This is a genomic window from Labrys sp. ALF-8, assembly GCF_059699065.1.
This window is the reverse complement of sequence record NZ_AP048538.1, coordinates 991,497-1,016,381: the sequence shown is the minus strand read 5'-3', so window position 1 is coordinate 1,016,381 and position 24,885 is coordinate 991,497. Positions and strand designations below refer to the sequence as shown.

24 protein-coding genes and 1 tRNA gene are annotated in these 24,885 nt (G+C 63.5%); 16 read left to right on the top strand and 9 right to left on the bottom strand.

The annotated features are described in order from the left end of the window. The first annotated feature begins 102 nt into the window (after positions 1 to 102). The 3 genes from AC6H34_RS24570 (at position 103) to AC6H34_RS24560 (ending at position 1,715) form a co-directional block, all read left to right on the top strand. Positions 103 to 178 (top strand) — tRNA-Val (locus AC6H34_RS24570). Between the two features lie 409 nt (positions 179 to 587). Continuing rightward, positions 588 to 1,307, top strand: coding sequence for a type 1 glutamine amidotransferase domain-containing protein (locus tag AC6H34_RS24565; protein WP_497540535.1), 720 nt, complete (start codon positions 588 to 590; stop codon positions 1,305 to 1,307). A gap of 201 nt (positions 1,308 to 1,508) precedes the next feature. After that, positions 1,509 to 1,715: a hypothetical protein gene (locus AC6H34_RS24560; RefSeq protein ID WP_497540534.1), complete on the top strand. Its 207-nt coding sequence runs from the start codon at positions 1,509 to 1,511 to the stop codon at positions 1,713 to 1,715. Between the two features lie 152 nt (positions 1,716 to 1,867). On the opposite strand, the gene AC6H34_RS24555 is transcribed toward AC6H34_RS24560, so the two are convergent. From AC6H34_RS24555 to rfbF, 4 genes are read right to left on the bottom strand one after another with little or no spacing between them, the layout of a single operon-like run. Then, positions 1,868 to 2,398 carry a dTDP-4-dehydrorhamnose 3,5-epimerase family protein gene (locus AC6H34_RS24555; RefSeq protein WP_497540533.1) on the bottom strand — a complete coding sequence of 177 codons (531 nt, stop codon included), beginning with the start codon at positions 2,396 to 2,398 and terminating at the stop codon, positions 1,868 to 1,870. After that, positions 2,395 to 3,627 (bottom strand): methyltransferase domain-containing protein, encoded by a 1,233-nt coding sequence (locus AC6H34_RS24550; RefSeq protein WP_497540532.1) that lies wholly within the window; start codon positions 3,625 to 3,627, stop codon positions 2,395 to 2,397. The genes AC6H34_RS24555 and AC6H34_RS24550 overlap by 4 nt, the downstream gene beginning before the upstream one ends. A 10-nt stretch (positions 3,628 to 3,637) precedes the next feature. Continuing rightward, on the bottom strand, positions 3,638 to 4,708 hold the full coding sequence (gene rfbG / locus AC6H34_RS24545; protein WP_497541276.1) for a CDP-glucose 4,6-dehydratase: 1,071 nt from the start codon (positions 4,706 to 4,708) through the stop codon (positions 3,638 to 3,640). Further along, positions 4,699 to 5,472 carry a glucose-1-phosphate cytidylyltransferase gene (gene rfbF / locus AC6H34_RS24540; protein ID WP_448147568.1) on the bottom strand — a complete coding sequence of 258 codons (774 nt, stop codon included), beginning with the start codon at positions 5,470 to 5,472 and terminating at the stop codon, positions 4,699 to 4,701. Before rfbF ends, rfbG begins: the two co-directional genes overlap by 10 nt. A gap of 74 nt (positions 5,473 to 5,546) precedes the next feature. On the opposite strand from rfbF, the gene AC6H34_RS24535 reads away from it, so the two are divergent. Together AC6H34_RS24535 and recJ are read left to right on the top strand one after the other, a co-directional pair. Continuing rightward, entirely contained in the window at positions 5,547 to 6,722 is a 1,176-nt protein-coding gene (locus AC6H34_RS24535) for a glycosyltransferase family 61 protein (RefSeq protein WP_448147567.1), read from the top strand. Positions 6,723 to 6,805: 83 nt separating this feature from the next. Beyond that, complete coding sequence (recJ, locus tag AC6H34_RS24530) at positions 6,806 to 8,614, top strand: single-stranded-DNA-specific exonuclease RecJ (RefSeq protein ID WP_497540531.1); 1,809 nt, start codon at positions 6,806 to 6,808, stop codon at positions 8,612 to 8,614. A 9-nt stretch (positions 8,615 to 8,623) separates the two neighbouring features. On the opposite strand, the gene AC6H34_RS24525 is transcribed toward recJ, so the two are convergent. The 3 genes from AC6H34_RS24525 to AC6H34_RS24515 are packed head-to-tail and all read right to left on the bottom strand — an operon-like array spanning position 8,624 to position 10,189. Then, positions 8,624 to 8,917: a cysteine rich repeat-containing protein gene (locus AC6H34_RS24525; RefSeq protein ID WP_448147565.1), complete on the bottom strand. Its 294-nt coding sequence runs from the start codon at positions 8,915 to 8,917 to the stop codon at positions 8,624 to 8,626. Position 8,918: 1 nt separating this feature from the next. Continuing rightward, a complete protein-coding gene (locus tag AC6H34_RS24520; RefSeq protein WP_497540530.1) occupies positions 8,919 to 9,827 on the bottom strand; it encodes a sterol desaturase family protein in 909 nt (302 codons plus the stop codon). Between the two features lie 53 nt (positions 9,828 to 9,880). After that, a complete protein-coding gene (locus AC6H34_RS24515; protein WP_497540529.1) occupies positions 9,881 to 10,189 on the bottom strand; it encodes a hypothetical protein in 309 nt (102 codons plus the stop codon). 186 nt (positions 10,190 to 10,375) lie between these two features. On the opposite strand from AC6H34_RS24515, the gene AC6H34_RS24510 reads away from it, so the two are divergent. After that, entirely contained in the window at positions 10,376 to 11,098 is a 723-nt protein-coding gene (locus AC6H34_RS24510; RefSeq protein ID WP_497540528.1) for a response regulator, read from the top strand. Further along, positions 11,095 to 12,453: a sensor histidine kinase gene (locus AC6H34_RS24505; RefSeq protein WP_497540527.1), complete on the top strand. Its 1,359-nt coding sequence runs from the start codon at positions 11,095 to 11,097 to the stop codon at positions 12,451 to 12,453. The genes AC6H34_RS24510 and AC6H34_RS24505 overlap by 4 nt, the downstream gene beginning before the upstream one ends. Here the strand turns inward: AC6H34_RS24505 and AC6H34_RS24500 are convergent, their stop codons facing one another. Then, positions 12,454 to 13,479 carry an aldo/keto reductase gene (locus tag AC6H34_RS24500; protein WP_497540526.1) on the bottom strand — a complete coding sequence of 342 codons (1,026 nt, stop codon included), beginning with the start codon at positions 13,477 to 13,479 and terminating at the stop codon, positions 12,454 to 12,456. 204 nt (positions 13,480 to 13,683) lie between these two features. Here AC6H34_RS24500 and AC6H34_RS24495 point away from each other — a divergent pair, with 204 nt between their 5' ends. Continuing rightward, complete coding sequence (locus tag AC6H34_RS24495) at positions 13,684 to 14,106, top strand: winged helix-turn-helix transcriptional regulator (RefSeq protein WP_448147559.1); 423 nt, start codon at positions 13,684 to 13,686, stop codon at positions 14,104 to 14,106. Between the two features lies 1 nt (position 14,107). Here AC6H34_RS24495 and AC6H34_RS24490 read toward each other — a convergent pair whose 3' ends face one another. Then, a complete protein-coding gene (locus AC6H34_RS24490; protein ID WP_497540525.1) occupies positions 14,108 to 14,701 on the bottom strand; it encodes a TetR/AcrR family transcriptional regulator in 594 nt (197 codons plus the stop codon). Between the two features lie 182 nt (positions 14,702 to 14,883). On the opposite strand from AC6H34_RS24490, the gene AC6H34_RS24485 reads away from it, so the two are divergent. From AC6H34_RS24485 to AC6H34_RS24450, 8 genes are read left to right on the top strand one after another with little or no spacing between them, the layout of a single operon-like run. Beyond that, on the top strand, positions 14,884 to 16,488 hold the full coding sequence (locus tag AC6H34_RS24485; protein ID WP_497540524.1) for a carboxyl transferase domain-containing protein: 1,605 nt from the start codon (positions 14,884 to 14,886) through the stop codon (positions 16,486 to 16,488). Further along, the gene (locus AC6H34_RS24480; protein WP_497540523.1) at positions 16,485 to 17,258 is read left to right on the top strand and encodes an enoyl-CoA hydratase-related protein; all 774 of its coding nucleotides are present in this window, start codon (positions 16,485 to 16,487) and stop codon (positions 17,256 to 17,258) included. Before AC6H34_RS24485 ends, AC6H34_RS24480 begins: the two co-directional genes overlap by 4 nt. Then, positions 17,255 to 19,267, top strand: a complete 2,013-nt coding sequence (locus tag AC6H34_RS24475) for an acetyl/propionyl/methylcrotonyl-CoA carboxylase subunit alpha (RefSeq protein WP_497540522.1) — start codon at positions 17,255 to 17,257, stop codon at positions 19,265 to 19,267. The genes AC6H34_RS24480 and AC6H34_RS24475 overlap by 4 nt, the downstream gene beginning before the upstream one ends. After that, positions 19,264 to 20,187: a hydroxymethylglutaryl-CoA lyase gene (locus AC6H34_RS24470; RefSeq protein WP_497540521.1), complete on the top strand. Its 924-nt coding sequence runs from the start codon at positions 19,264 to 19,266 to the stop codon at positions 20,185 to 20,187. Before AC6H34_RS24475 ends, AC6H34_RS24470 begins: the two co-directional genes overlap by 4 nt. Beyond that, entirely contained in the window at positions 20,180 to 21,343 is a 1,164-nt protein-coding gene (locus AC6H34_RS24465) for an isovaleryl-CoA dehydrogenase (protein ID WP_497540520.1), read from the top strand. The genes AC6H34_RS24470 and AC6H34_RS24465 overlap by 8 nt, the downstream gene beginning before the upstream one ends. Before the next feature lie 8 nt (positions 21,344 to 21,351). Beyond that, positions 21,352 to 22,542, top strand: a complete 1,191-nt coding sequence (locus tag AC6H34_RS24460) for a thiolase family protein (RefSeq protein WP_497540519.1) — start codon at positions 21,352 to 21,354, stop codon at positions 22,540 to 22,542. A 4-nt stretch (positions 22,543 to 22,546) separates the two neighbouring features. Then, positions 22,547 to 23,812, top strand: coding sequence for a thiamine pyrophosphate-dependent enzyme (locus tag AC6H34_RS24455; protein ID WP_497540518.1), 1,266 nt, complete (start codon positions 22,547 to 22,549; stop codon positions 23,810 to 23,812). Further along, a complete protein-coding gene (locus tag AC6H34_RS24450; RefSeq protein ID WP_448147551.1) occupies positions 23,812 to 24,825 on the top strand; it encodes an alpha-ketoacid dehydrogenase subunit beta in 1,014 nt (337 codons plus the stop codon). Before AC6H34_RS24455 ends, AC6H34_RS24450 begins: the two co-directional genes overlap by 1 nt. Positions 24,826 to 24,885 lie beyond the last annotated feature (60 nt).

Genomic DNA, 24,885 nt, shown 5'->3' with positions numbered 1-24,885 from the left:
GCCGAATGAGATGAACGGCCGCACCTTCAGGTGCGGCCGTTTTCTTTTGCTTGCGAAGCAGGCGCAAGCACAATAACAAGGCACCGTGGCGTTGGCCACGAAGGGCGGTTAGCTCAGTTGGTAGAGCATCTCGTTTACACCGAGAGGGTCGGCGGTTCGAGCCCGTCACCGCCCACCATGTCATCCCCGTGCTCAGACCATTCCTTACGAGCCTTCGCCCGGCGTTATCAGTCCCGGCTGCGCCTTCCGGGCATTTTTTTCCGTCTGGCCATGTCGGCAACCGGTTGATTGGTTGACCGGCTGATGAGAATTCGCATCTAGATCTTCCTTCGGTATTGTGGAAGAAGTGCCGGGAATCGCTGCATTCGTGAAGTTTTTTTCATCATAATGACGTAGAGATATATCTAATTCCTCTTGGTGAATCTATCGGACCAGACTTATTTTGGGCTCAGGGCAATCGCCTTCATGTAACAGGTGGGTTATGCGCTTCATCTATTTCGGACGCACACGCCCGTTTGCCTCTCCCTGCAACTCCGAGGAATTGTCAATTGTCGGCATCTGATCTGAAAGTCGAAACGAGAGCCGGCGTGAAGCGTAAGCCGCGTCGCATCTTGTCCATTGTGTCCAACACGGCCCACCTCAAGGGCTTTCCGGTGGGGTTCTTCGGTGAGGAGATGACTCGGGCCTTCCTTGCGTTCGTCGAGGCCGGTCATCGGGTCGATATCGCTTCGCCACGGGGCGGTGAGGTGATGATCGATACCCACAGTGATCCGCGCACGCCCAATGGCGCCTATGCCGACGACCTCATCACGCTCGGCTTCGTCAACCACGCGAAATTCGCCCCCCTTCTGAAGAACACGCTGCCTATCGCCAGCGTGAACGTCGATGACTACGATGCCGTTTGGGTAGCCGGTGGAGGTGGACCACTGCTGACCTTCAAGGACGACGTCGCCCTGCATAAATTGATCGCGGATTTCTACGAGAGCGGCCGGATCGTCGCGACGATCTGCCATGGTTCTTCCCTGTTGCTGTGGACCCGTCTGTCCAACGGACGCCTCCTTGCCGAAGGAAAGAAATGGACGGGCTTCAGCGATGAGGAAGAAGAGGAGGTGAATGCCGCTTTCGGCATGAAGCTCAACGACTACACGATCCAGGGCGAGGCTGCCGGCCTTGCCGGAACGACATTCCTGTGTCGTGGTGCTGACGAGCCGTTTGCAATCCGCGATGGACGTCTCATTACCGGGCAGCAGCAATACAGCAGCGAACTCACCGCTCAGCTCGTTCTGGAAGCACTCGACGAATATTGAACAACAAGCATCGGCGAGGGAGTGACGGCCGGAGCGCCGCCTCTCCCTTCCGCCGAATGAGTTTGAAAATGTACGATAAAATTTTTGTGATGACGCAGAGGCGCGTTAAGCAATTCCATTCAACAATCGTTCATAGGGATCACTATATTGATCGCAGCGCTGGGGAGCGCTTTCATATCTTACCCAAGGAAATTTAATATCATGAAGAAGATTATTATTGCCGTTGCGGCTCTGTCATTTGCGGCTCTTTCTTATGCCCCCGTTAGCGCATCCGCTGCCCCGCTGCGTGATACCGCTTCGGTGGGGGATGCCCATTTCCACCACCACGGTCCCAGGTGCAAGATCGTCAAGAGCAAGATCCGCAGGCATGGCCGCTGGGTCGTTACGACCCGCAAGGTTTGCCGCTGATCGTCAGGCCGATCGAGGTTCAGGCCGACTGCCGGTCCCGAATGAGGGCCGGCAGTTCCATTTTGTACCGCCGGGAGAGCGCACGAACTGGTCGAATTCCGGGGCAGCGAGCCGGAATTGAAGGCGCCCGAACGAATCCTAAGGCGAATGCGCTATTTCACGAAGGCCGGCCAGGCAAGATCGACCGCGGAGATGGAAGCCGGTTCGTGCGGCCAGTCGATCCCGAAGGCCGGATCGTCGTAGCGATAGCCTCGCGCATGCCCGGGTATATATTTGCTGCCCATGCCGTAGATGACGTCCGTACCTGCCGTCAACGTGAGAAAGCCGTGGGCGCAGCCCTCGGGAATGTAGAACTGGCGGGCGTTGTCGGCCGTGAGTTCGACGCCGGTCCACTGACGAAAACTCGGGCTGTCGGGACGAAGGTCAACGGCGACATCGAGGATAGCCCCCCGCGCGACCTGCACGAGCTTCGCCTCGGCGAAAGGCGGATCCTGGAAATGCAAACCGCGTAGGGTGAAGGCCTTGTCGTTGCGGGACAGATTTCCCTGGGTCAGTACGAACGGGATGCCCGCCGCGGCAAACTCATCGGGGCAATAGAGACGCGCGAAGAAGCCGCGCTCATCCCGCCGCGGCTCGGGGTCTATCACGAAGCAACCGGGGATCTTCGTCTCGGTGAAGATCATGGCAGGGTCTTGATATGAGGCACCGCCGTGACAAACAGGCTACCGTCGGGCATCAGGGGACGGGTCTGCTCCATCACTTCCTCAGCGATGTTCCAGGGAAGGATGACCAGATAGTCGGGCGCGATTTCGCTTATCTTGTCCGGCGACAGAATGGGAATCTGGCTGCCTGGCAGGAGGCGGCCCTGCTTGGCCAGAGAGCGATCGAAAACGGCGACGATGTCGGCCGGGGTGGCGCCGCAGAAATTCAGGAAGGTGTTACCCTTGGCGGCCGCGCCATAGGCCGCGATCTTCTTGTTCTGAGACTTGGCCCGGGCGAGAAAATCGAGGAAGCCGCGTTTGACCTCTGCGACCTTGGCGGCGAAACCCTCATAGCCCGAGAGGGTGTCGAGCCCGGCGGCGTGCTCCTTGGCGCGCAGGACATTCAGGCGCGAGGAGGGCCGGTGGCTGGAGGCGAAAGGGGAGGCGAAAAGGCGAAGCGAGCCGCCGTGAGTGGGCAATTCCTCGACGTCGATGGCCTTGAGCCCCACCGCTTCGAACACCTTCTCCACCGTTACGAGCGAGAGATAGGAGAAGTGCTCGTGGTAGATGGTGTCGAACTGCACCTTCTCGATCAAATTGAGAACATGCGGGAACTCGAAGGTGACAACGCCTTCGGGCTTCAGCAGCGTGGCGAAACCGCCGACGAAGTCACGGATGTCGGGAACATGCGCGAGCACGTTGTTGGCGGCCATCAGGTCCGCGCGCCTGCCCTGTGCGACGAGGCCGCTTGCGGTCTCTACGCCGAAGAACGCGACCTCGGTGTCGATGCCCTTGGCGCGAGCCGTCTCGGCCACATTCGCTGCCGGTTCGACGCCCAGCACGGGCACGCCTGCAGCCTTGAAATGCTGAAGCAAATATCCGTCGTTCGAGGCGACCTCAACCACCAGGGAATCGGGACCGAGGCGGAAGCGCTCGATCATCGCCTCCGCATAGCGCCTGGCGTGGGCGACCCAACTGTCCGAATAGGAAGAGAAATAGGCATAGTCGGAGAAGATGGCATCCGGCGGCACGGAATCGTCGACCTGGACGAGAAGACAGCTCGGGCAGACGCGAGCGTGGAGGGGGAAGCTGCGCTCGGGATTCTTGTCGTCCGGAAGGCGGTAGTCGTTGGCGAGCGGCATGGAGCCGAGGTCGCACAGGGTAGTCGTCAGCGGAGTCGAGCAGAACCGGCAATTGGGGATGTGGGGCATGGCAATTGCCTCAAAGGCTTGAGAAACGTGAAATCTGGTCGATGGTGTAGGCGTGCATGTCCTGGCCGGCAGCCTCCGCGGCATACCATTGCGCCGTCCATTCCAGGCTTGGGGGCCCCGCGAGCCTGTCCTGCCAGCCGAGCACCTGACGAGCCGCGTCCGAGTTCACGGTAAGCGCCTTCATCTCGATCGAACCGGGAACGGGCTTGTGGACCCAGTCAGCTTTGCGGTCGAGCGCGGAGAAGACCGCGTCGGCCACGGCGGCGACAGGCAGCGGATGAGCGGGATCGGGGCCGAAATTGAGAGAACGCGGCGTATCTGCCCGGTCGACGAGGGCTTCCGTGTAGACGAGGTAGCCGTTCACGCAGTCCAGCACATGCTGCCAGGGACGAGTGGCCTCGGGATGCCGCAGTTCCAGCGTCCTGCCGCTGCGCACCGCGCGCACGATATCCGGCACCAGCCTGTCTGCGGAATGATCGCCGCCGCCGATGACATTGCCTCCGCGTGCCGTCGCCAGCCGCACGCCAGCCTTGTCGAAGAAGGAGCGGGCGTAGGAATAGGCGACGATTTCCGAGGCTGCCTTGGAGGCGGAGTAGGGGTCCTTGCCGCCGAGCTTGTCGCCCTCGAGGAAAGCGGTGCCCTTCTCTTCGTTGAGGTACACCTTGTCGGAGGTAACCACCAGAATGCCCTGCAGCCCGTCGGCAGACCGCAAGACCTCGAGGAGGTTGGCAGTACCCATGACATTGGAAGCAAAGGTCTCGATGGGGTCGCCCAGCGAGCGGCGAACCAATGCCTGCGCCGCCAGATGAAGGACGATGTCCGGGCGCGTGTCGCTCACGACTTGCCTGACAGCCTTGAGATCGCGAAGGTCGCCAAAGACTGAGCGGATGGCATGCCCCACGCCTGCGGCGGCGAAGAGCGTCTGGTCAGGCTCGGGCGGCAGGGCAAAGCCCGTTACTTCGGCGCCTAGCTCACGGAGCCAGAGCGCCGCCCAGCTACCCTTGAAACCGGTATGTCCGGTAAGAAGGACCTTCCGGCCCCGCCAGAAATTCGTCTGGGGGAGTGCGCCGCTCACGCCCATACCTTCCACGGCGCCTTGCCCTGCGACCACAGCTGTTCCAGATGGTTCTTGTCCCGCAGCGTGTCCATCGGATGCCAGAAGCCCTCGTGGCGCCAAGCCATCAATTCGTCGTTCGCCGCCAGGGCCTCGAGTGGCGTCGCCTCCCAGGGCGTCGTATCGCTCTCAATGAGTTCCGTCACGCTTGCGTCGAGCACGAAGAAACCGCCATTGATCAGCGTATTGTCACCGGGAGGCTTCTCGACGAAGCTGGTGATGCGGTCCCCATCGAGCGTAATCGAACCATAGCGTCCGGGAGGCACGACACCCGTCAGCGTCGCGCGCTTGCCATGGCTCTTGTGGAAGGCAATCTGGGCGGTGATGTCGATATTGCCCACGCAATCGCCATAGGTGAAGCAGAAGGGCTCGCCCGGGTCGAGCAGGGACGCGACACGTTTCAGGCGCCCTCCCGTCATGCTGTTCTCGCCGGTGTCGACCATGGTCACACGCCACGGCTCGGCCTTCTGATTGTGATAGCTGATCTCGTTCTTCTGAACGTCGATCGTGACATCGGCATTATGCATAAAATAGTTGGAGAAATACTCCTTGATCATATAGCCCTTGTAGCCAAGACAGATCACGAAGTCGTTGATGCCGTGATGGCTGTAGATCTTCATGATGTGCCAAAGGATCGGCCTGCCACCGATTTCGATCATGGGCTTGGGCCGCAGATGCGATTCCTCGGAAATGCGTGTACCCATGCCGCCGGCGAGAATGATAGCTTTCAAGGTCTGACTCATAGACAGAGGATGGTGGCGCGGCTATAGCCGCTTGGCTATTCAATGGCAATGAAACGGCAGAAATGGCCCGCGTCAAATCCGGATTTCGCAAGCGTTTCAACATCCGCTATTGGCGCTGGCTGGCGACGGGCGCCACAATAGGCCGTATCCCTCTCCTGAGGCGTCATTTCTCCTTCTATCCGCGCACGGTACAGCCGGCCAAGGCCGCGAGCGGCGTTCTGGAGGATCGCAGCTTCGATCTGCCGACGTCCTTCTCCGAGGCCGAGACCGCCTTCGTCCGCGACCGGTGCTGGTCCTATGATACCCTTGCCGGTGACTGGCGCGGCGAACCGACGGTCAAGGCTCGCCAGATGGCGGTGACGATTCGCGATGCCCAGTTGCTGGGCCATGTCGGCCTGATCATGGATCCTGCGCACCAGGCCGTCGTCATGACGCATAGCGGGACCGCCAATTGGAACTTCGCCAAGGCGCGAACACTGCGCGGGCAGGCACCCTTGAGGGGGCGTTGCCATTTCCTCGCCCGTACCGACAATTACTATCATGCGCTGTTTCACGACCTCGTCCCTCTGGTGGACTATCTGGAAAGGCTGCATTCCAGGGGCATGCCGCTCACGCTTGTCTGCACGCCTTCGCGACTGGCGATCCTGCGGCAGGCCTGCACCATGTTGGAGGAGGCCTATCCCGGGTTGAACACCGTCGAACTTCCCGAGGATGGCAGGTTGCCCGTCGAGGAAGCGCTATGGCTGTCGTTCGAGGCTGGAAATGCCGAATGGAACTTCGCCGCCGCCCCCCCGGTGCATCGCCTTGCCGAGATTTTCCGCGGACATTACGGCATTCAGCCAGGCAACGGCCGCAGGCTCTTCTTTTCTCGGGGCAACAGCAAGATCAGACGTCTCGTTAACGAGGAAGCCCTCTTCGAGATCGCGAAAGACCATGGCTTCGAGCGCTTCGAAGCGCGGGCGGACAACCATGCCGACCAGGTAAGGAACTTCTCGCAGGCCGATATCATCATCGGCGTGCACGGTGCAGGGCTCGGCAATCTCGCTTTCTGCAGGCCTGGTACGAAGGTCCTGGAGATTTTCCCGGAGAACTTCACCAAGAGCACCTATTTGTGGGTCAGCAAACGGATAGGCCTCCACTACGACTGGCTGGTCGGCGGCCCGGGAGATTACGACCAGGCCTTCAGCGTCGATGAAGCCGCCTTCGCGAAAAGGGTGGAAGCGCTGATTGGAACCTGAATTTCGGATCGCGGCGTGAAGTGGTTCGGCACCGCACAGAAAATCTCTGGCGAAGCACCGGCGTGCCTCGATATGGTCGGGCCATGCAGCCAACTTCGACTTCCTCACGCTTTTTCCTGGACATACAGTCCTCGTTCACGGGAAAGGCCTGGCGCGAGCGTCTGGACAGCCAGGGCCAGATGCAGGCGGTGGCCCTGGCCCAGCGCGCCGGGCAGCCCGATCTGCTGGCCCGCGTCCTGGCAGGCAGGGGGGTCACTTCCGAAGAGGCCGAGGCCTATCTTGCGCCGACCGTGCGTCACTACATGCCCGATCCCTCTCGTCTGACCGACATGGATATCGCGGCGGAGCGTCTGGCGGACGCAGTGATACGGCAGGAGAAGATCGCCATATTCGGCGACTACGACGTGGATGGCGCGACATCCTCCGCTCTTCTCTCCGGTTGGCTTCGCGAATCCGGGCTGACGCCTCGCATCCACATTCCCGATCGCATCTATGAAGGTTATGGACCGAACGAGGAGGCGATCCGCCTGTTGCGGGCCGATGGGGCGAGCCTGCTTGTGACGGTGGATTGCGGCACGACGAGCGTGGAAGTCCTCTCCAAGGCGGCCCAAATCGGCTTCGAGACGCTCGTGGTGGATCATCACCAGGCTGGCGAAACGCTCCCTCCCGCGGTTGCCGTCGTGAATCCGAACCGCCTTGATGACCTTTCCGCGCAGGGGCACCTGTGCGCATGCGGGGTGACCTTCCTGCTGCTCGTCGCCACGAGCCGGACGTTGCGGCGTCGCGGCTGGTGGTCCACGGCGAGACCGGAGCCGGATCTGCTGTCGAGGCTCGATCTGGTCGCCCTGGGCACGGTGGCCGACGTCGTGCCCCTCAAGGGCCTCAACAGGGCCTTCGTCGCGCGGGGACTGATCGTGATGCGCCAGCGCCGGCGGGCGGGACTCAAGGCTCTCATGGACATGGCGCGTCTGGATGGCCCGCCACGACCCTACCATCTCGGCTTCCTGCTCGGGCCTCGCATCAATGCCGGCGGTCGTATCGGCGATGCAGCATTGGGTGCGCGGCTCCTGCTGACCGAGGACGAGCAGGAGGCGGCGTCGATCGCCGCCACGCTCGACCGTCTCAACCGCGAGCGCCAGACGGTGGAGGCGGTGATGCTGGAGGAGGCACTGGCCGAGGCCGTGGCCTCGCTCGGGACTGAAGAGAAGGGCGCGGCCGTCGTAACCGCATCGAGCCGATGGCATCCGGGCGTGGTCGGTCTCGTGGCGGCTCGCCTCAAGGAGCGTTTCGGTCGTCCTGCTTTCGCAATCGCCTTCGGCAAGGATGGCGTGGGTACGGGGTCGGGACGCTCGATTGGCGGAGTGGATCTCGGCCGGGCGGTGCGCCTCGCCGTAGAGCGCGGGCTTCTGTCGAAGGGAGGGGGGCATGCCATGGCGGCCGGCGTCACTTTGGCACAGACTGAACTCGGTGCCTTTCGCGCCTTCCTGGAGGCAGAACTCGCGGCCGGCGTTGAGGCGGCGAGGGCCAGCGCGGCGCTCGAAATAGACGGGGCCCTTTCTGCGAGCGGCGCCACCACGAGCCTCGTCGAGATACTCGAACGAGCCGGCCCTTACGGGCAGGGCAATCCCGAGCCGGTCCTGGCTTTGCCGTCCCATCAACTGGCTTTCGCTGATACCGTCGGCGAAAACCACCTCCGCATGCGGCTCAAGGCGCAGAATGGCGCCCTGGTGGACGCCATTGCGTTCCGCTGTATCGGCCAGCCGCTCGGCGATGCGTTGACGAGCCATCGCGGCAAGGCCATCCACGTGGCGGGTACGCTCAGCGTCGATCGCTACGGTGGGCGCGAGCGCGTCCAGTTTCGCGTGATAGATGCCGCGCCCGCAAGCGGCTGACCGGTCGAGCTATTGCGCGCCGCCCTGCTTATCGCTCAACGCCTTGGCACTGACGATGCCTTGCTTGCAGGCCGCGCTGAGCTCGGCCTTGTGGCTGATCAGGCATTGCAGGATGTGCCCATTGCCTTTTTCGACGGTGCTGCAGAATTTGCGGTAGTCGGGCAGGCACGGTTTCAGGAGGGTTCGCGCCTGGCTCTTCATCTCCGGCGACATCTGGGGATAGGCCGTCGCCGGCAACAGGAGGACGAATGCCCCCAGGGCAAGGCCGGCAACGGTAAGAGTGCAGGGCAAATATGCGTTCATGTCATTCTCCGGGGTGGTGGGGTGGAAACTCGAGAAGGGAGGCTGCCACGTCGCGCCGACGCCTGGACAGGCGGCGCGGCGCACCGGGCGGCGCGAAGAGTGTTCGCCAGCGCTCCGGCCAGGACGTACAGGCGCTGAAGTCCCTGAACATGGCGAACCATTCGCCGAACGCGATGCCGATGGGATTGAGCGTCGGCGAAACGCCTGCGAGTCCATAGCGCAGGGGCTGATCCCTCGGCGCCGCCGCAAAGGTTCCGAACAGCCGGTCGAAGACGATGAGCATCCCGCCATAGTTCCTGTCGAGGCATGACCGGTTGCAGGCATGGTGCACGCGGTGATGGGTCGGGGTGTTGAGTATCCATTCGAGGGGCCCCAGCCTGAGTGGCAATTCAGTGTGAATGAAGAACTGATACATCAGATTCAGCGCGAGCATGCCAAGGACGGCGAAGGGGTGGAAACCGATCCAGGCCAGCGGAAGGAAGAAGAGGAAATTGCCCGAGACATTCCCGGTCCAGCCAAGGCGAACCGCTGCGGTGAGGTTCAGCTTCGTGGTCGAATGATGCACGCAGTGGGTCGCCCACATCCAGCGTATGCGATGCGCGGCCCGGTGGTGCCAGTAGTAGAAGAACTCACTGCCGAGAAAGAGCGCGACAAGGGCCTGGGGGCTCGTCTGTATAAAGTCGAGCAGGCGATGCTGATGGACGAAGGCGAAGGGCAGGGCGACCACCAGGGCTTCGGCGCTCTTCACTAGGTTCTGCCCAATGGCGATGGCGAAGGAGGCCGCACTTTCCCTCAAGTCGTGGGTATCGTGGCTTGCCAGGCGGCCGAGCAGATATTCGAGCACCATGAAGCCGAGTGCGGTCGCGAGGATGGTCAATCGAACGTCCGGGCTGAAAATCTGAGCCGGCATCGGGCTACTCCGGAAAGCGCGGGCCTGGGCGTGGATGCCAGGCCCGCGGGAACTCAGCGATAGATTGTTCCGCCATAAGTGCGGGTATTGCCGCGCGGACCGGTGAACTCACCGTTCCAATTGCAGCTTCCGCCGCCGCAGGTGCCTTCTCCCTGACGGCTCCAGCTGTTGCCGCGAAAGCCCGTACCGCCGCCCTGCCAGGAGCAGGACCCGCCTGTGCAACTGCCCGAGCCACCCCAGTTCGTGGTCCCGCGCGGTCCGGTGACACTTCCCGACCGCCTCCATGAGCCTGCGTTGGCATCGGCGATGGCGGTGATGGACAGGACGGCGGCCAGTGCGGGAATGGCGATAAGCCTCATCATGGATCTCTCTCCTCATTCGAAGAAGGCGCGATCGGCGCCGGTGACGAGGAAAGAGTGCGCTTGGTATTTCTATGCCCTTTCATCGCTACACAACGTTTGTTGTCGTTTGATCGCTGCCGTGTAACGTTTTGTAAAAACGGTCTTTCCCGACTTGCCGGCTGCACCGCTCTGTTCAAGACTGGGCGCATGAATACATCGTCGATCCATGTCCTGATCGTCGAGGACGATCCGGAAATCAGCCGGCTCGTCGCCGATTTTCTGCGGCGTGAAGACTTTGAGGTATCGGTGGCTGCGGACGGCAAGGCCATGGATATCATCCTGCAGCGCGAGCGCCCGGATCTCATCGTTCTCGACCTGATGCTACCGGGGGAGGATGGCCTGTCGATTTGCCGCCGCCTGCGCGGGGCGAACACCATTCCAATTCTCATGCTCACGGCCAAGAGCGAGGAGATCGACCGCGTGGTCGGCTTGGAGTTGGGGGCAGACGACTATCTGGCCAAGCCTTTCGGGCCGCGCGAGTTGCTGGCGCGCATCCGGGCCATCCTGCGCCGCGTGCAGATCAGCCAGCCCGTGGCGTCCAGCCGGCGCTATTCCTTCGATTGTTTCATCCTGGACATCGATGCCCGCAGCTTCGAACAGGTCGATGGCGACGGAGGATCGATCGCGCTGACCAGTGCGGAATTCGATCTGCTGGCCTGCTTCATCCAGCGCCCGCGCCGGGTGCTGAGTCGCGATCAGATACTCGACTGGACGCGCGGCCGTTCGGCGGATCCGTTCGACCGCACGGTCGACATGCTGATCTCACGCCTGCGCCGGAAGCTGGAAGCGGCGAGTCCCGGCTCCAACCTGTTCTCGACCATCCGCAATGGCGGCTACCTCTTCACCGCGCAGGTCAAGCAGATCCAATGATGCTGCGGCTCACCCTGGCGACTCGCATCGCCCTAATCATCCTCGTCGGGCTGATCGCGGTATGGATCGTACTGCTCGCGGCCCATTACTGGGTACGAGGCGGTGAGGCCGAGAGCGCGCGGCCGCAGCCGGCGCGTGTCGCGGCCTTGGCCGAGGCGCTGGAGGCGGCGGACGACAGGCAGACGCCTCTCATCCTGCAAGCGGCGACGACTTCCATCTTCATGCCGACCCTGGCCGCGAATATGGGCGCCGACGCCGTGGTGATGCCCGCCGTCGATGCGCGCGTGCGGGGACCCTACGAGCAGGCTCTCGGCGGCCGACCCTTGATTCTAACCATCTCGCCGGACCTTTCGGTCGGCTTTCGCTTTCGTCGATTGGCGGCGCTGGCCGCCAATGGGCTGGAGTTCCGAATCGGCCTTAAAACTGGCCGCGCGCTTGTCATCGATACGCAGAGTCAGGTGGCCGTGAATCGCTTCGGCCTGCCAGTCGGCTTCATCGCAGGCCTGCTGGGCACGATCATTGCCCTGGTGGCGCTTCTTGTGATGCAACGCGAGACCAAACCGCTGGCGCGGCTGGCCGCGGCGGTCGACCGGGTGGATCTTTCCGGCGTGCCCATCGCCCTGCCGCAACCAAGGCGGAGCGCCCCGGAGATCCGCGCCGTCATCAATGCCTTCAATCGCCTGCAGGGCCGCCTTTCGGGCATGATGCGCGCGCGCATGGCGCTGATAGGCGGCATATCCCATGACGTCCGGACCTTCGCTACACGCCTTCGCCTGCGGGCGGATTTCATTCCGGATGAGGCCGAGCGGCAGAGGGCGATCGCCGACATCGACGACATGGTGCGCCTGCTCGACGACGCATTGCTTTCGAGCCGGGCCGGAGCCGGCGAACTCGCCCAGGAGATCGTCGATTTCCAGGCTATCATCCGCACGGAGGCAACGGACAGACGGGCGACGGGCGCACGTATCGTCTTTGCACCCGGTCCGGGCACGGAAGAGGCCTGCGTCTTGGGAGACCGTCTCGCCCTGCGCCGCATCGTCGCCAACATAGCCGACAACGCCTTGAAATATGGCCGAGTCGCACATCTGCAGACATTGCTCGATGGGGATGCGATCATGCTGGTCGTCGACGACGAGGGACCGGGCATTCCGGCGGATCAGCGCGAAGCCATGTTGGAGCCGTTCAGCCGCATCGAGATTTCACGCAATCGTGGAACGGGGGGCGCCGGCCTGGGACTTGCGATCGTGCGGACCCTGGTGGAGGCCCATGGCGGCTCGGTGGAGATCGCGGACGCCCCCGGCCGGGGCGCCCGTGTGAGCGTGCGTCTGCCCTTGTTCGACAAGGACCACGCCTGATCAGACCGGCGAAGGGTTGCGCTCGGTGAAGCCGCGCTGATGCCAGTAGGGATAGGGTAGCGTGACCGTGCTGGCCTCGTCGAGCTTGGCGATCTGCTCGGGCGTGAGCGACCAGCCGACGGCTCCTAGGTTCTCCAGCAGTTGCGCTTCGTCGCGCGCGCCGACGATGATCGAGGCCACGGTCGGGCGGTGCAGGAGCCAGTTGAGGGCAATCTGCGGTATGCTCTTGCCGGTCTCCGCGGCAACGGCGTCAAGGGCATCCACGACGCGGTAGAGCAATTCGTCCGGCACCGGCGGGCCGTTTTCAGCGGTCTTGTGAAGGCGGCTGCGCTCCGGCAGCGCTACGCCCCTGCGGATCTTGCCCGTGAGACGCCCCCAACCGAGCGGACTCCACACCACGGCCGAGACCTTCTGGTCGAGACCCAGCGGCATCAATTCCCATTCATAGTCCCGGCCCACCAGCGAGTAATACGCCTGGTGCGCGACATAGCGCGGCAGCCCGTAACGGTCGGACGTGTCGAGCGACTTTTGCAGGTGCCAGCCGGAGAAATTGGAGACGCCGATGTAACGGATCTTGCCGGCGCGGACGAGAGTGTCGAGCGTGTAGAGCACCTCGTCCACCGGTGTCAGGGCGTCGAAGCCGTGAAGCTGGAAGAGGTCGATGTAGTCGGTTCCGAGCCGCTTCAGGGCCTTCTCGACCGAAGTGGTGAGGTGGAAGCGGGAAGAACCGACGTCATTCGGCCCTTCGCCGGACCGAAAAGTCGCCTTGGTCGAAATGAGAACCTTGTCGCGACGGCCTGCGATCGCCTTGCCCAGAACTTCCTCCGCGAGGCCGCCGGAGTAGATGTCGGCGCTGTCGAACATCGTGACGCCGGCGTCGATGCAGATGTCGAGCAGGTGGCGTGCTCCGTCGGCATCGGTATTACCCCAGGCCTTGAAGAATTCGCCGCCGCCACCGAACGTGCCTGTGCCCAGACTGAGTACGGGAACCTTGAAACCTGAACCACCTAATTGACGATATTCCATTTCATTCCTCATTCGCGATCGTATTCCGCCCCAAGGCGGAGTTATGAACCTTCCAGCAGCCTGGTTCTAAAATTGATAAGTCTTTTAAAGACCGACGGGATTCCGTGCCTTGAAAGCCCGGAACAGGAATCCACCTCGGCGTCGCTAACGGCGGGCCCTCATGCTAGTCTCCAACGAGGACCAGCATCAAGAGCGAGAGTGAATATGTCCGCACGGCAAACTGCAACGGCCCGCCTGGTGGTGACGGCGGAACCGATCAAGGTAGTCCGCGCCAAGCGTTCTCGCCCTGAATGCGCCATTCGGGACATACTCGACCGCATCGGCGACAAATGGAGCTATCTCCTGATCATGACGCTGGCGCAACGGCCCCATCGCTTCGGCGAACTGCGCCGCGCGATCGAGGACATTTCCCAGCGCATGCTGACGGAGACGCTGCGCAGCCTGCAGCGTGACGGGCTGATCGAGCGGACCGTCTTTCCCACCACGCCCCCAAGCGTCGAATATCGGCTCACCGAGCGCGGCCGCTCCCTGCAGGTGCCCATGCGCGGCCTGATCGACTGGGCGGATCTCGAAATGCCGGCGATCAAGCGCTCGCGAGAAGACTTCGACCTCGCGCATGATCAGTAATTCAGCCCCCTCTCACGCCTCGCAGGACGAGTTGGCGATGGAGGGTGACGATCTCGTCCTCGCTCAGCCGGCCATGTGGCGTATACCAGCCGACGACGCCGGTAAGCTGGGCGAGAATCGCATAGGTCGCCACCTTCACGTCGGGCACGACGAAGGCGCCGTCCATCACGCCCTCCGCCAGGATTTCCGCCAGGCGTCTTTCATAGTCGCGTCGCAGTTCGGTGATCACGGCGCGGTTGGCTGCCTCCAGGCTCCGCAGCTCTGAATTGTTGACGAAGACTTCCATCTTGCGGGTGAGATGGTAGCGCAGGTGGAAGTCGATGAAGGTGTCCAGCCTTGCCTCGGGACCTTCGATGCCGGCCAGTGCTCCGTCCAGCGCCGAGGTCAGCGTGCGCATGTGATCGGCCAGCAACTCGAATAGTAGCGCCTGCTTGGTGGCGATGTGATTGTAGAGGGAACCCGGCCTGATGCCGACCATGTCGGCAAGGTCGCGCAGGCTCATGCCCTCATAGCCGTGTTCGAAGATAAGGCGCAGGCCGGCGCCGCGGATAGCGTCCGCTGTTCTCGCGCCATTTGAACCAGCCTTGCGTGCCATCGTCTTGGGTCGCTGCAATTCACTTGCGGATGTGGCTGTGTGCCATTATAAAAACGAACGTACGTTCTTTTATGCTGAAATGCCCACTGCGACAAGCGGTGTCGGACCTTTGTGAAGACGTAGCGATTTCCTTCCGCCTCTCGGGCGACCCTGGAAATCCTGCATTGGACGAGGCGCTGAGCATGCCGGTCATAGGAGATACAATCGATCGGCGTTCCGAAGCGTATCGGCGCAATCGGGATACGCTGCTCGCCCTCACGAGCGACCTCAGGGAAAAGGTCGCGCAGGCCGCTGTTGGTGGCTCTCCCACCGCAAGAGACAGGCATGCCAAACGCGGCAAATTGCTGCCGCGCCAGCGACTGGAAGTCCTTCTCGACCCCGGAACTCCCTTCCTCGAACTCTCGCAACTCGCGGCTTTCGGGCTCTATGAAGAGGAAGTTCCTGCTGCCGGCCTGATTACCGGGATCGGCCGCGTATCGGGACAAGAGTGCATGGTGGTCGTCAACGACGCCACCGTGAAGGGAGGAACCTATTTCCCGCTGACGGTGAAGAAGCACCTGCGTGCTCAGGCTATCGCGGCCGACAATCATCTGCCCTGCATCTATCTGGTTGATTCGGGCGGGGCTTTCCTGCCGATGCAGGACGAAGTGTTTCCGGATCGAGAGCATTTCGGCCGCATCTTCTTCAACCAGGCCAGGCTGTCGGCTGCCGGCATCCCCCAGATCGCGGTTGTGATGGGAAGCTCCACCGCCGGTGGCGCCTATGTGCCGGCGATGGCCGACCAGGTCGTCATGGTGCGCGATCAGGCAACGATCTTTCTCGGTGGCCCGCCTCTGGTGAAGGCTGCGACCGGAGAGACCGTCAGCGCCGAGGAACTGGGGGGCACCGACACCCATACGCGCATCTCGGGTGTCGCTGATTATGCGGCCGAGAACGAGGCTCATGCGCTCGGTCTTGCACGCGAAATCGTTGCGGGTCTCAACCGACCCAAGCCCGATCCCGGCGAGCGCGGAGCGCCTAACCCACCACTCTACGAGCCGGAGAGTATCTACGGCATCGTCTCCGCCGATCCCCGCCGACCCTATGACGCCAGGCAGATCATCGCGCGACTGGTCGATGGCTCCGAATTCGACGAGTTCAAGGCATCCTTTGGCCCGACCCTGGTGACAGGTTTTGCCCGCATATGGGGATACCCCGCCGCGATCCTTGCCAATAACGGCATCCTTTTCTCGGAATCGGCCCTGAAGGGTGCCCATTTCATCGAACTTGCCTGCCAGCGCGGGATACCGCTGGTGTTCCTGCAGAACATCACGGGTTTCATGGTCGGGCGCGACTACGAGGCCGGCGGCATCGCCAAGGACGGCGCCAAGCTGGTTGCCGCCGTTGCAGCGGCCGAAGTTCCCAAGCTCACCGTCGTCATCGGCAATTCCTTCGGAGCCGGCAATTATGCGATGTGCGGGCGTGCCTATGATCCCCGCTTCCTGTGGATGTGGCCCAATGCCCGCATTTCCGTGATGGGCGGCGAGCAGGCCGCCAATGTTCTCTCCCAGGTGCGACGAGCGAGCACGGACAAAGGCCAGCCGACCGCCGACACCGAGGACGCGGCTTTCAAGGCCCCGATCCGAGCCCGTTACGAAGAGCAGGGCAGTCCTTACTATTCGACGGCAAGACTCTGGGACGACGGCATCATCGATCCCGCGGATACACGCATGGTGCTGGCCCTAGCCCTCTCGGTCGTCCGCAACGCCCCTGCCAGGGAGACACGCTTCGGCGTGTTCCGCATGTGAGTCTGCGCATCGAGACGAAAGGCGCTGTCATGGTTCTCACGCTGGACCGTCCGGACGTGATGAACGCATTTGACGACCACCTCGTCGCTGAGCTGACGCGGACCTATGCTTTCGCCGCTGAGAATCCGGCCGTTCGAGTCGTTCTTCTTCGAGCAGACGGGGCCGCCTTCTCTGCCGGGGCCGATCTTGCCTGGATGCGGCGCATCAGCGATGCCTCTCCCGAGGATAATCTGGCCGATGCGCGCCAACTGGCCGAACTGATGCGCGTGGTGGACGCTTGTCCAAAGCCGACGGTGGTTCGCATCCAGGGGGCCGCGTTCGGGGGCGCTCTCGGGCTGATTGCCTGCTCCGACGTCGCCGTGGCCGTGCCGCAGGCACGGTTTGCGCTGAGCGAGGTTCGTCTCGGCTTGATCCCCGCCGTCATCAGTCCCTATGTCGTGCGTGCCATCGGCGTGCGCGCGGCAAGGCGCCTCTTCACGACGGCCCAGCATTTCTCCGCCGAAGAGGCATTGCGTCTGGGGCTCATTCATGAAGTGGCGGCGATAGAGGAACTGGACCTGGCCGTCGACCGCATCCTGTCCGCCATCCTGGCGGGCGGTCCACAGGCTGTCCCGGCCGCGAAGAAGCTTGCCTGCGACATGGATGGCCCGATCACGGCCGAGCAGGTGGAGGAGAGCGCTCGCCGTATCGCTGCCATTCGCTCCTCGCCGGAGGCCCGCGAGGGTCTGGATGCCTTCTTCGCCAAGCGCAAGCCAGGGTGGATGTCGTGAAAAGTCTCGCCGGCGGGATTCGTACGCTGCTGGTCGCCAATCGAGGCGAGATCGCCGTACGCATCATTCGTACGGCGAGGATATTGGGCATCCGGACCGTCGCGGTCTTTTCCGATGCCGATGCCGACGGTCTCGCGGCAAGCCTGGCGGACACGGCCTTCCGGATCGGGCCGTCCCCAGCCGCCGAGAGCTACCTTTCCATTGCGAACGTCATTGCGGCCGCCAGAGCCAGTGGGGCCGATGCCGTGCATCCAGGCTATGGCTTCCTTGCCGAGAATGCCGATTTCGCTGACGCCTGCGTGAGAACTGGCCTGGTCTTTATCGGCCCTGCCGCCGCCACCATTCGCGCGATGGGCGACAAGGCACAGGCTCGGCTGCGGGTGGCCGTCGCCGGGGTGCCGGTTTTGCCGGGCTATGACGGGGAAGACCAGTCTGTCGCCGTCATGGCGGACGCCGCTGCGGCGATCGGCTTTCCCGTGCTGATCAAGCCTTCGGCCGGCGGCGGCGGCAAGGGGATGCGCGTGGTCGGGGCGGCTGATGCTCTCCTGCCGGCTCTCCAGGCAGCCCAGCGCGAGGCGATGGCCGCTTTCGGAGACGAACATGTCATCCTGGAGCGTTACATGGAGCGGGCCCGGCATGTCGAGGTCCAGGTCTTCGCCGACCGCTACGGCGCGACGGTGCATCTGTTCGATCGCGACTGCTCGGTGCAGCGCCGTCACCAGAAGCTGATCGAGGAGGCACCGGCGCCGGCGCTGCCGGAGACCCTGCGCAGGAATCTGCGAGAGGCAGCCATCACTTGTGCGCGCTGCGTAGACTATCGCGGCGCCGGAACGGTCGAATTCCTTGTGGATCGCGATCAGTTCTTCTTCATGGAGATGAACACGCGGCTGCAGGTGGAGCACACGGTGACGGAGGCGATCACCGGTCTCGATCTCGTGGAGTGGCAGTTACGGGTGGCCGCTGGCGAAAGGCTGCCATTATGCCAGGAGGCGATCACGTGCAGGGGCCACGCGATAGAAGCGAGGCTGTGCGCCGAGAATCCCGACGCCGGCTTCCTGCCCAGCACGGGTCGTATCGAGCACCTCTTCCTGCCCGTGGGAAATGCCGGGATCCGCGTCGATGCAGGCTTTCGGCAAGGCGACAGCGTCTCGCCGTACTACGATTCCCTGCTGGCCAAGATCATCTGCCACGGAGCAGATCGAGATGATGCCCTAGCCCGCCTTTCGGCAGCGCTCGACGCCGCGGAGGTGGTCGGCCTCGCCACCAATCGGGCGTTTCTCACGCGTATCCTGAGACATCCCGCCTTTGCGACACCGGAAGATCTCGACACTCGTTTCCTCGAGCATCATGGCGACGAACTTCATTCGCCCGACCCTGGCCCGGACATTGCTGCAATTGCCGCGGCCGCCTTTCTTGCCGTGCGGCGCATGGAACGTCTTGCGGGGCCGGCCGGCTCGGCCGACCCGTTCTCGCCCTGGAATCTGACCCACGGCTGGCGGCTTGGCGGTGCTGCGCGAAGGACGCTCGAACTGGGCGTTGGGGACAACGTCGTTCCAGTCGAAGTCACTTGGAGATCCGATGGATACGAAATAGTCATTCTTGGCCAGAACTGGAGCGTAAAAGGATCCATTGAGCCGAACAACGTTGTGAGATTGCGTGTAGGAGACAGGCTCCTCACTCGGCGTTTCCTTGAGCTTGGCTCCGAAATCCATCTTTTTGCCGGAGCGATCGCCTATCGTTTCGTCCTTCTTGATCCGGCGCGTGCCGCAGGCAGCAAGGAAGCCGCTGGAGGGCGGATCGTCTCGCCCATGCCAGGCCTGGTCCTCTCTGTTTCGACAGTGGCGGGCGATACGGTCGAGAAGGGGCAGGCCCTCGTCGTGATCGAAGCCATGAAGATGGAGCACACGGTCGCGGCGCCGCGCGCGGGCAGGGTGCGTTCAGTCGATGTCGGCGTCGGTGACCAGGTCACGGCCGGCGCCGAGCTCGTCGTACTGGAGGCGGAAGCATGAGCCGGGCAAGAACGATCCGTATCGTGGAAGTCGGTCCTCGCGACGGCTTGCAGAACGAGGCGAGGATCTTGCCGGTCGAGGCGCGGATCGATTTGATCAAGGCGCTTGCCGAGACGGGCCTCGGCACGATCGAGGCCGGAAGCTTCGTCTCGCCCCGGCATGTACCGCAACTGGCTGCCACCGCTGCGGTATTGGCCGGCCTGACGCTACCCCCGGAGGTCGGTCTGCCTGTCCTGGTGCCCAATGGCCGTGGCTTCAGTGATGCGCTGACGGCGGGCGCCCGCAGCATTGCGGTCTTCGCCGCGGCATCGGAGTGCTTCAGCCGCCACAATATCGGGCGCGGCATCGACCAAAGCCTTTCCGATTATCGCCCCATCGTCGCGGAGGCGCGCGCCAAGGGATTGCGGGTGCGCGGTTATGTGAGCTGCAGTCTCGGCTGTCCCTATGAGGGCAGGATAGCGCCGAGTAAAGTCGTCGATGTCGCCAGCCGGCTCGCCGGCATGGGCTGCGAGGAGGTCTCGCTTGGGGATACCATAGGCGTCGGTACTCCCGACGTTGCCCGCGCGATGGTCGCGGCGGTGGCACAGGAGATTGGTATTTCCCGGATCGCCCTGCATTTCCACGATACCTACGGGCAGGCGCTCGCCAATGTTCTCGCCTGCCTCGACCTCGGCGTCACCACGGTGGACTCGGCCGTGGGCGGGCTTGGCGGCTGCCCCTATGCTCCGGGGGCGAGCGGGAACCTGGCGACTGAGGATCTGGTTTACATGCTGGCGGGCCTCGGCATCGAAACCGGCGTCGATCTCCGGCGACTTGCGGCGGTGGGGAGGGCCATCTGCTCCAGCCTTGGAACCAGGCCTCGGTCACGCGCTGGACAGGCGCTTTCGGCAGGAATGGCGGAGGAGGGCGCCCATGTATGATGGCGGCCTGAGTTTCGGTCTCGACGCCGAAATCGAAGCCCTGCGGGACAGCGTGCGACGCTTTGCGTCCACCAGGATCGCGCCACGCGCCGCCGTGATCGATCGCGAGAACAGTTTCCCGCGCGATCTCTGGCCGGAATTTGGCGGGCTCGGCCTGCTGGGCATCACGGCCGAGCCGGAATATGGCGGCGCCGGCATGGGCTATTTGGCGCACTGTGTGGCGATGGAGGAGATCAGCCGGGCCTCGGGTTCGGTCGGGCTGTCCTACGGCGCGCACTCCAACCTGGCGGTGAATCAGCTCACGCGTCACGCCACGACGGAGCAGAAGAAGCGCTACCTGCCCAAGCTGATCTCGGGCGAGCATGTCGGTGCGCTCGCAATGTCCGAGGCCGGCTCGGGGTCCGACGTTGTGTCGATGACGCTCAAGGCGGAGGCCGCAGCCGGCGAGTTCGTCCTCAACGGCACGAAGATGTGGATCACCAATGGGCCGGATGCCGATATTCTCGTTGTCTACGCCAAGACCCACCCCGCCGCAGGCCAGCACGGCATCACCGCCTTCATCGTCGAACGCGATTTTCCGGGCTTTCACTCCTCTCCCAAGCTCGACAAGCTCGGCATGCGCGGCTCCAATACCTGCGAACTGGTGTTCGAGGATTGCCCGGTGCCGGCCGAGAATGTGCTCGGGCGGGTCAATGCGGGCGTGGGCGTGCTGATGTCCGGCCTCGACTTCGAGCGCGTCGTGCTGGCCGGCGGACCGCTCGGCCTGATGGCAGCGGCGCTCGATCTCGTCGTGCCCTATATCCACGAGCGCCGACAGTTCGGCGTATCGATCGGTGAATTCCAGCTCATGCAGGGCAAGCTTGCCGATATGTATACAGCCTCCAATGCGGCTCGCGCCTATGTCTATGCGGTGGCGGCGGCTTGTGACCGAGGCGGGACTACTCGCAAGGATGCCGCGGGATGCGTGCTTCATGCCGCCGAGGCGGCGACGCAGGTCGCGCTGCAGGCGATCCAGGCCCTTGGCGGCAACGGCTACATCAACGACTTTCCGGCGGGCCGGCTGCTGCGCGACGCTAAGCTCTACGAAATCGGCGCCGGTACTTCCGAGATACGCCGCATGCTGATCGGAAGGGAGCTCTATCGAGAAACCCGGTGAGGAATGACATGGCGGAAGATCCAGTCGTAATCGCTTCCTACGCGAGAACGCCCATCGGCAGCTTCCAGGGAGGCCTGTCGAGTTTGCCTGCGACCGAGCTCGGTTCCCGCGCGGTGCAAGAGGCCGTCAAGCGTGCGGGTGTCGACGGGGACGCGATCGATCAGGTCATCATGGGATGCGTGCTCACCGCGGGCCTCGGGCAGGCGCCGGCGCGGCAGGCAGGCCTGGGCGCGGGGCTGCCGGATAGCGTTGCCGCCACCACGATCAACAAGGTTTGTGGTTCGGGCCTGCAGGCGGCGATCCTTGCCAGCGGCATGCTAGCGACCGGTGCCGCCGATATCGTGGTCGCGGGCGGCATGGAGAGCATGTCGAATGCACCCTACCTCCTGGCCAAGCACCGCAGCGGCGCCCGGATCGGCCACGACCGCGTCGCCGACGCGCTCTATCTCGACGGCCTCGAAGACGCCTACGACAGGGGTCGCCTGATGGGTTCCTTTGCTGAGGAAACGGCAGGCGCACGCCAGGTTACTCGCGCCGATCAGGATGCGTTTGCGCTCGAAAGCCTCACGCGCGCACGCAAGGCGCAGGATAACGGTGCCTTCGAGCGCGAGATCGTTCCCGTCCGTGTCGTGGACAGAAGCGGCGAAAAGGTCGTTCAATACGACGAACAGCCGAGACGCGCGGATCCCGCCCGTATTCCGCAGCTCAAGCCGGCCTTCGGAGCCGGCGGCACCATCACCGCGGCCAACGCATCCTCGATATCCGACGGGGCGGCCGCCCTTGTGCTGACCCGGGCGTCCGTTGCCCGGGAGAGGCATCTGCCCCAGCTTGCCCGTATCGTCGCCCACGCGGTGCATGCTCAGGCGCCGGCCGAGTTCGTCACCGCGCCCGCGCCTGCCATCCGCAAGGCGCTGGTCAGGGCCGGCTGGGAGCCCGGAGAGGTCGACCTCTACGAGATCAACGAGGCATTTGCCGTGGTGGCGCTGCTCGCCATGCAGGATCTCGGCATTCGCAGCGAGCGACTGAACGTCAATGGAGGCGCCTGCGCGCTCGGTCATCCCATCGGCGCCTCGGGGGCGCGATTGGTGGTGACGCTGCTCTCCGCCATGGAGGACCGGACCGCCCGGCGAGGTATCGCTTCGCTTTGCATCGGCGGTGGCGAGGCTGTCGCGATGGCCATCGAGCGCTTGGGAGGATGACGGGATGAAACACGAATTGCCGCCCCTGGCGCTCCATGTGCCGGAAGCTCATTTTCGGCCCGGCGATACTCCCGATTTTGCTTACCTGAACCTTCCGCCCGCCGGTGAATCCCAGCGTCCGCCGATGGACGCCAAGGCCTCGGAAACACGCAACCTCGCCTTCGGCATGGTGCGCGTGCTCGATGACGCGGGCCGTGCGGTCGGTCCATGGGATCCCCGCCTCGATGCGAGCACGCTGCGGGACGCCCTGCGCGCCATGATGCTGACCCGTGCCTTCGACGAGCAGATGTTCAAGGCGCAACGCCAGGGCAAGACCTCCTTCTACCTCAAATGCACAGGCGAGGAGGCTGTCGCCATCGGGCAGGTCTTCGCCCTCGAGCCGAGCGACATGTGCTTTCCGACTTACCGGCAACAGGGCCTGCTCATCGGACGAGGCTGGCCAATCCTCGACATGATGTGCCAGATCTATTCCAACGAGCTCGATCGCCTGAAGGGGCGGCAATTGCCCGTGCTCTATTCCGCTCGTGACGCAGGCTTCTTCTCGCTCTCCGGCAATCTGGCGACGCAGGTGCCCCAGGCGGTAGGCTGGGCCATGGCCTCGGCCTACAAGCATGACCGCCGTATCGCCGCCGCCTGGGTGGGGGAGGGCGCTTCGGCCGAGGGCGATTTCCACCACGGCCTCACCTTCGCGGCTGTCTACCACGCCCCGGTCCTTCTCAACCTCGTCAACAACCAGTGGGCCATCTCTTCGAGCCAGGGGGTCGCGGGCGGCGAGGAGGCGACTTTCGCCTCCCGCGCCATCGGTTTCGGCATTCCCGGCATTCGTGTCGACGGCAACGATCTCCTCGCGGTCTACGCGGTCACACGCTGGGCTGCCGAGCGGGCGCGCTCCAACCATGGGCCGACCCTGATCGAATTATTCACTTATCGGGTCGCTCCGCATTCGACGAGCGACGATCCCTCTCGCTACCGGCCCGGCGATGAGGAGAAGTTCTGGCCCTTGGGTGATCCTGTCGAGCGGCTCAAGCAGCATCTCATCGGGCTCGGGGAATGGAGCGAGAAACGCCACGCCGAGCAGGCCGCGGCGCTGCAGGAGGAGGTGCGTGCCGCGAACGCGGAGGCGCAGAGCCATGGCATCCTCAGCGACGGGCCGCATCACGAGCCGGGTACGATGTTCGAGGATGTGTTCAAGGAGATGCCGTGGCATCTGCGTGAGCAGCAGGCCGAACTCGATCGCTTCAATGCGGGCGCCGTCGAGGAGGGGACGTGATGGCAACCATGAACATGGTGCAGGCGCTCAATTCGGCCATGGACGTCATGCTGCAGCGTGATCCGGATGTCCTGCTCTTTGGCGAGGATGTCGGCTTCTTCGGCGGCGTGTTCCGTTGCACCGAAGGGCTGCAGCAGCGTCACGGCGATCGGCGGGTCTTCGATGCCCCCATTGCGGAAGGGGGCCTGATCGCGGTGGCGATCGGCATGGGCGCCTATGGACTGAGGCCGATTATCGAATGCCAGTTCGCCGACTATATCTATCCGGGCTTCGACCAGATCGTTTCAGAGGCGGCGCGACTGCGTCACCGCTCTGGCGGCGAGTTCAATTCGCCCATCACCATCCGCTCGCCCTATGGCGGCGGCATCTTCGGGGGCCAGACGCACAGTCAGAGTCCCGAAGGACTGTTCACCCATGTCTGCGGCGTAAAGACGGTGATTCCGTCCAATCCCTACGATGCGAAAGGCCTGTTGATCAGCGCGGTCGAGGATGACGATCCCGTGCTTTTCTTCGAACCGAAGCGGCTCTACTCCGGTCCCTTCGACGGCCATCATGATCGGCCGGTGCGGCCATGGACGGACCAGCCCGGCGCGGAGGTTCCGATCGACTATTACACCGTGCCGCTGGGCAAGGCTGCGATCGCGCGGCCCGGCGAGGACCTCACTGTGCTTGCCTACGGCACCATGGTGCATGTTGCCCTCGCTGCGGCCGATGAAATGGAGATCGACGCCGAGATCGTCGACCTGCGCACGCTGCTGCCCATCGATATCGAGACCATCGAGGCCTCGGTGCGCAAGACCGGACGCTGTCTCATCGTTCACGAGGCGACACGCACGGGGGGCTATGGCGCCGAGCTTTCCGCGCTTGTTCAGGAGCGCTGCTTCTATCACCTGGAGGCTCCCATCCAGCGTGTCACCGGTTGGGACACCCCCTATCCGCATACCTTCGAATGGCACTATTTCCCGGGTCCGCGCCGCGTCGGCGAGGGGATGCGGCGCGCGATGAAGGGATAACTCCCAGACGGTCGGACTTGGTGAAGGCAGATGCGGGTGTGGTACCGCAGACCCAGGAGA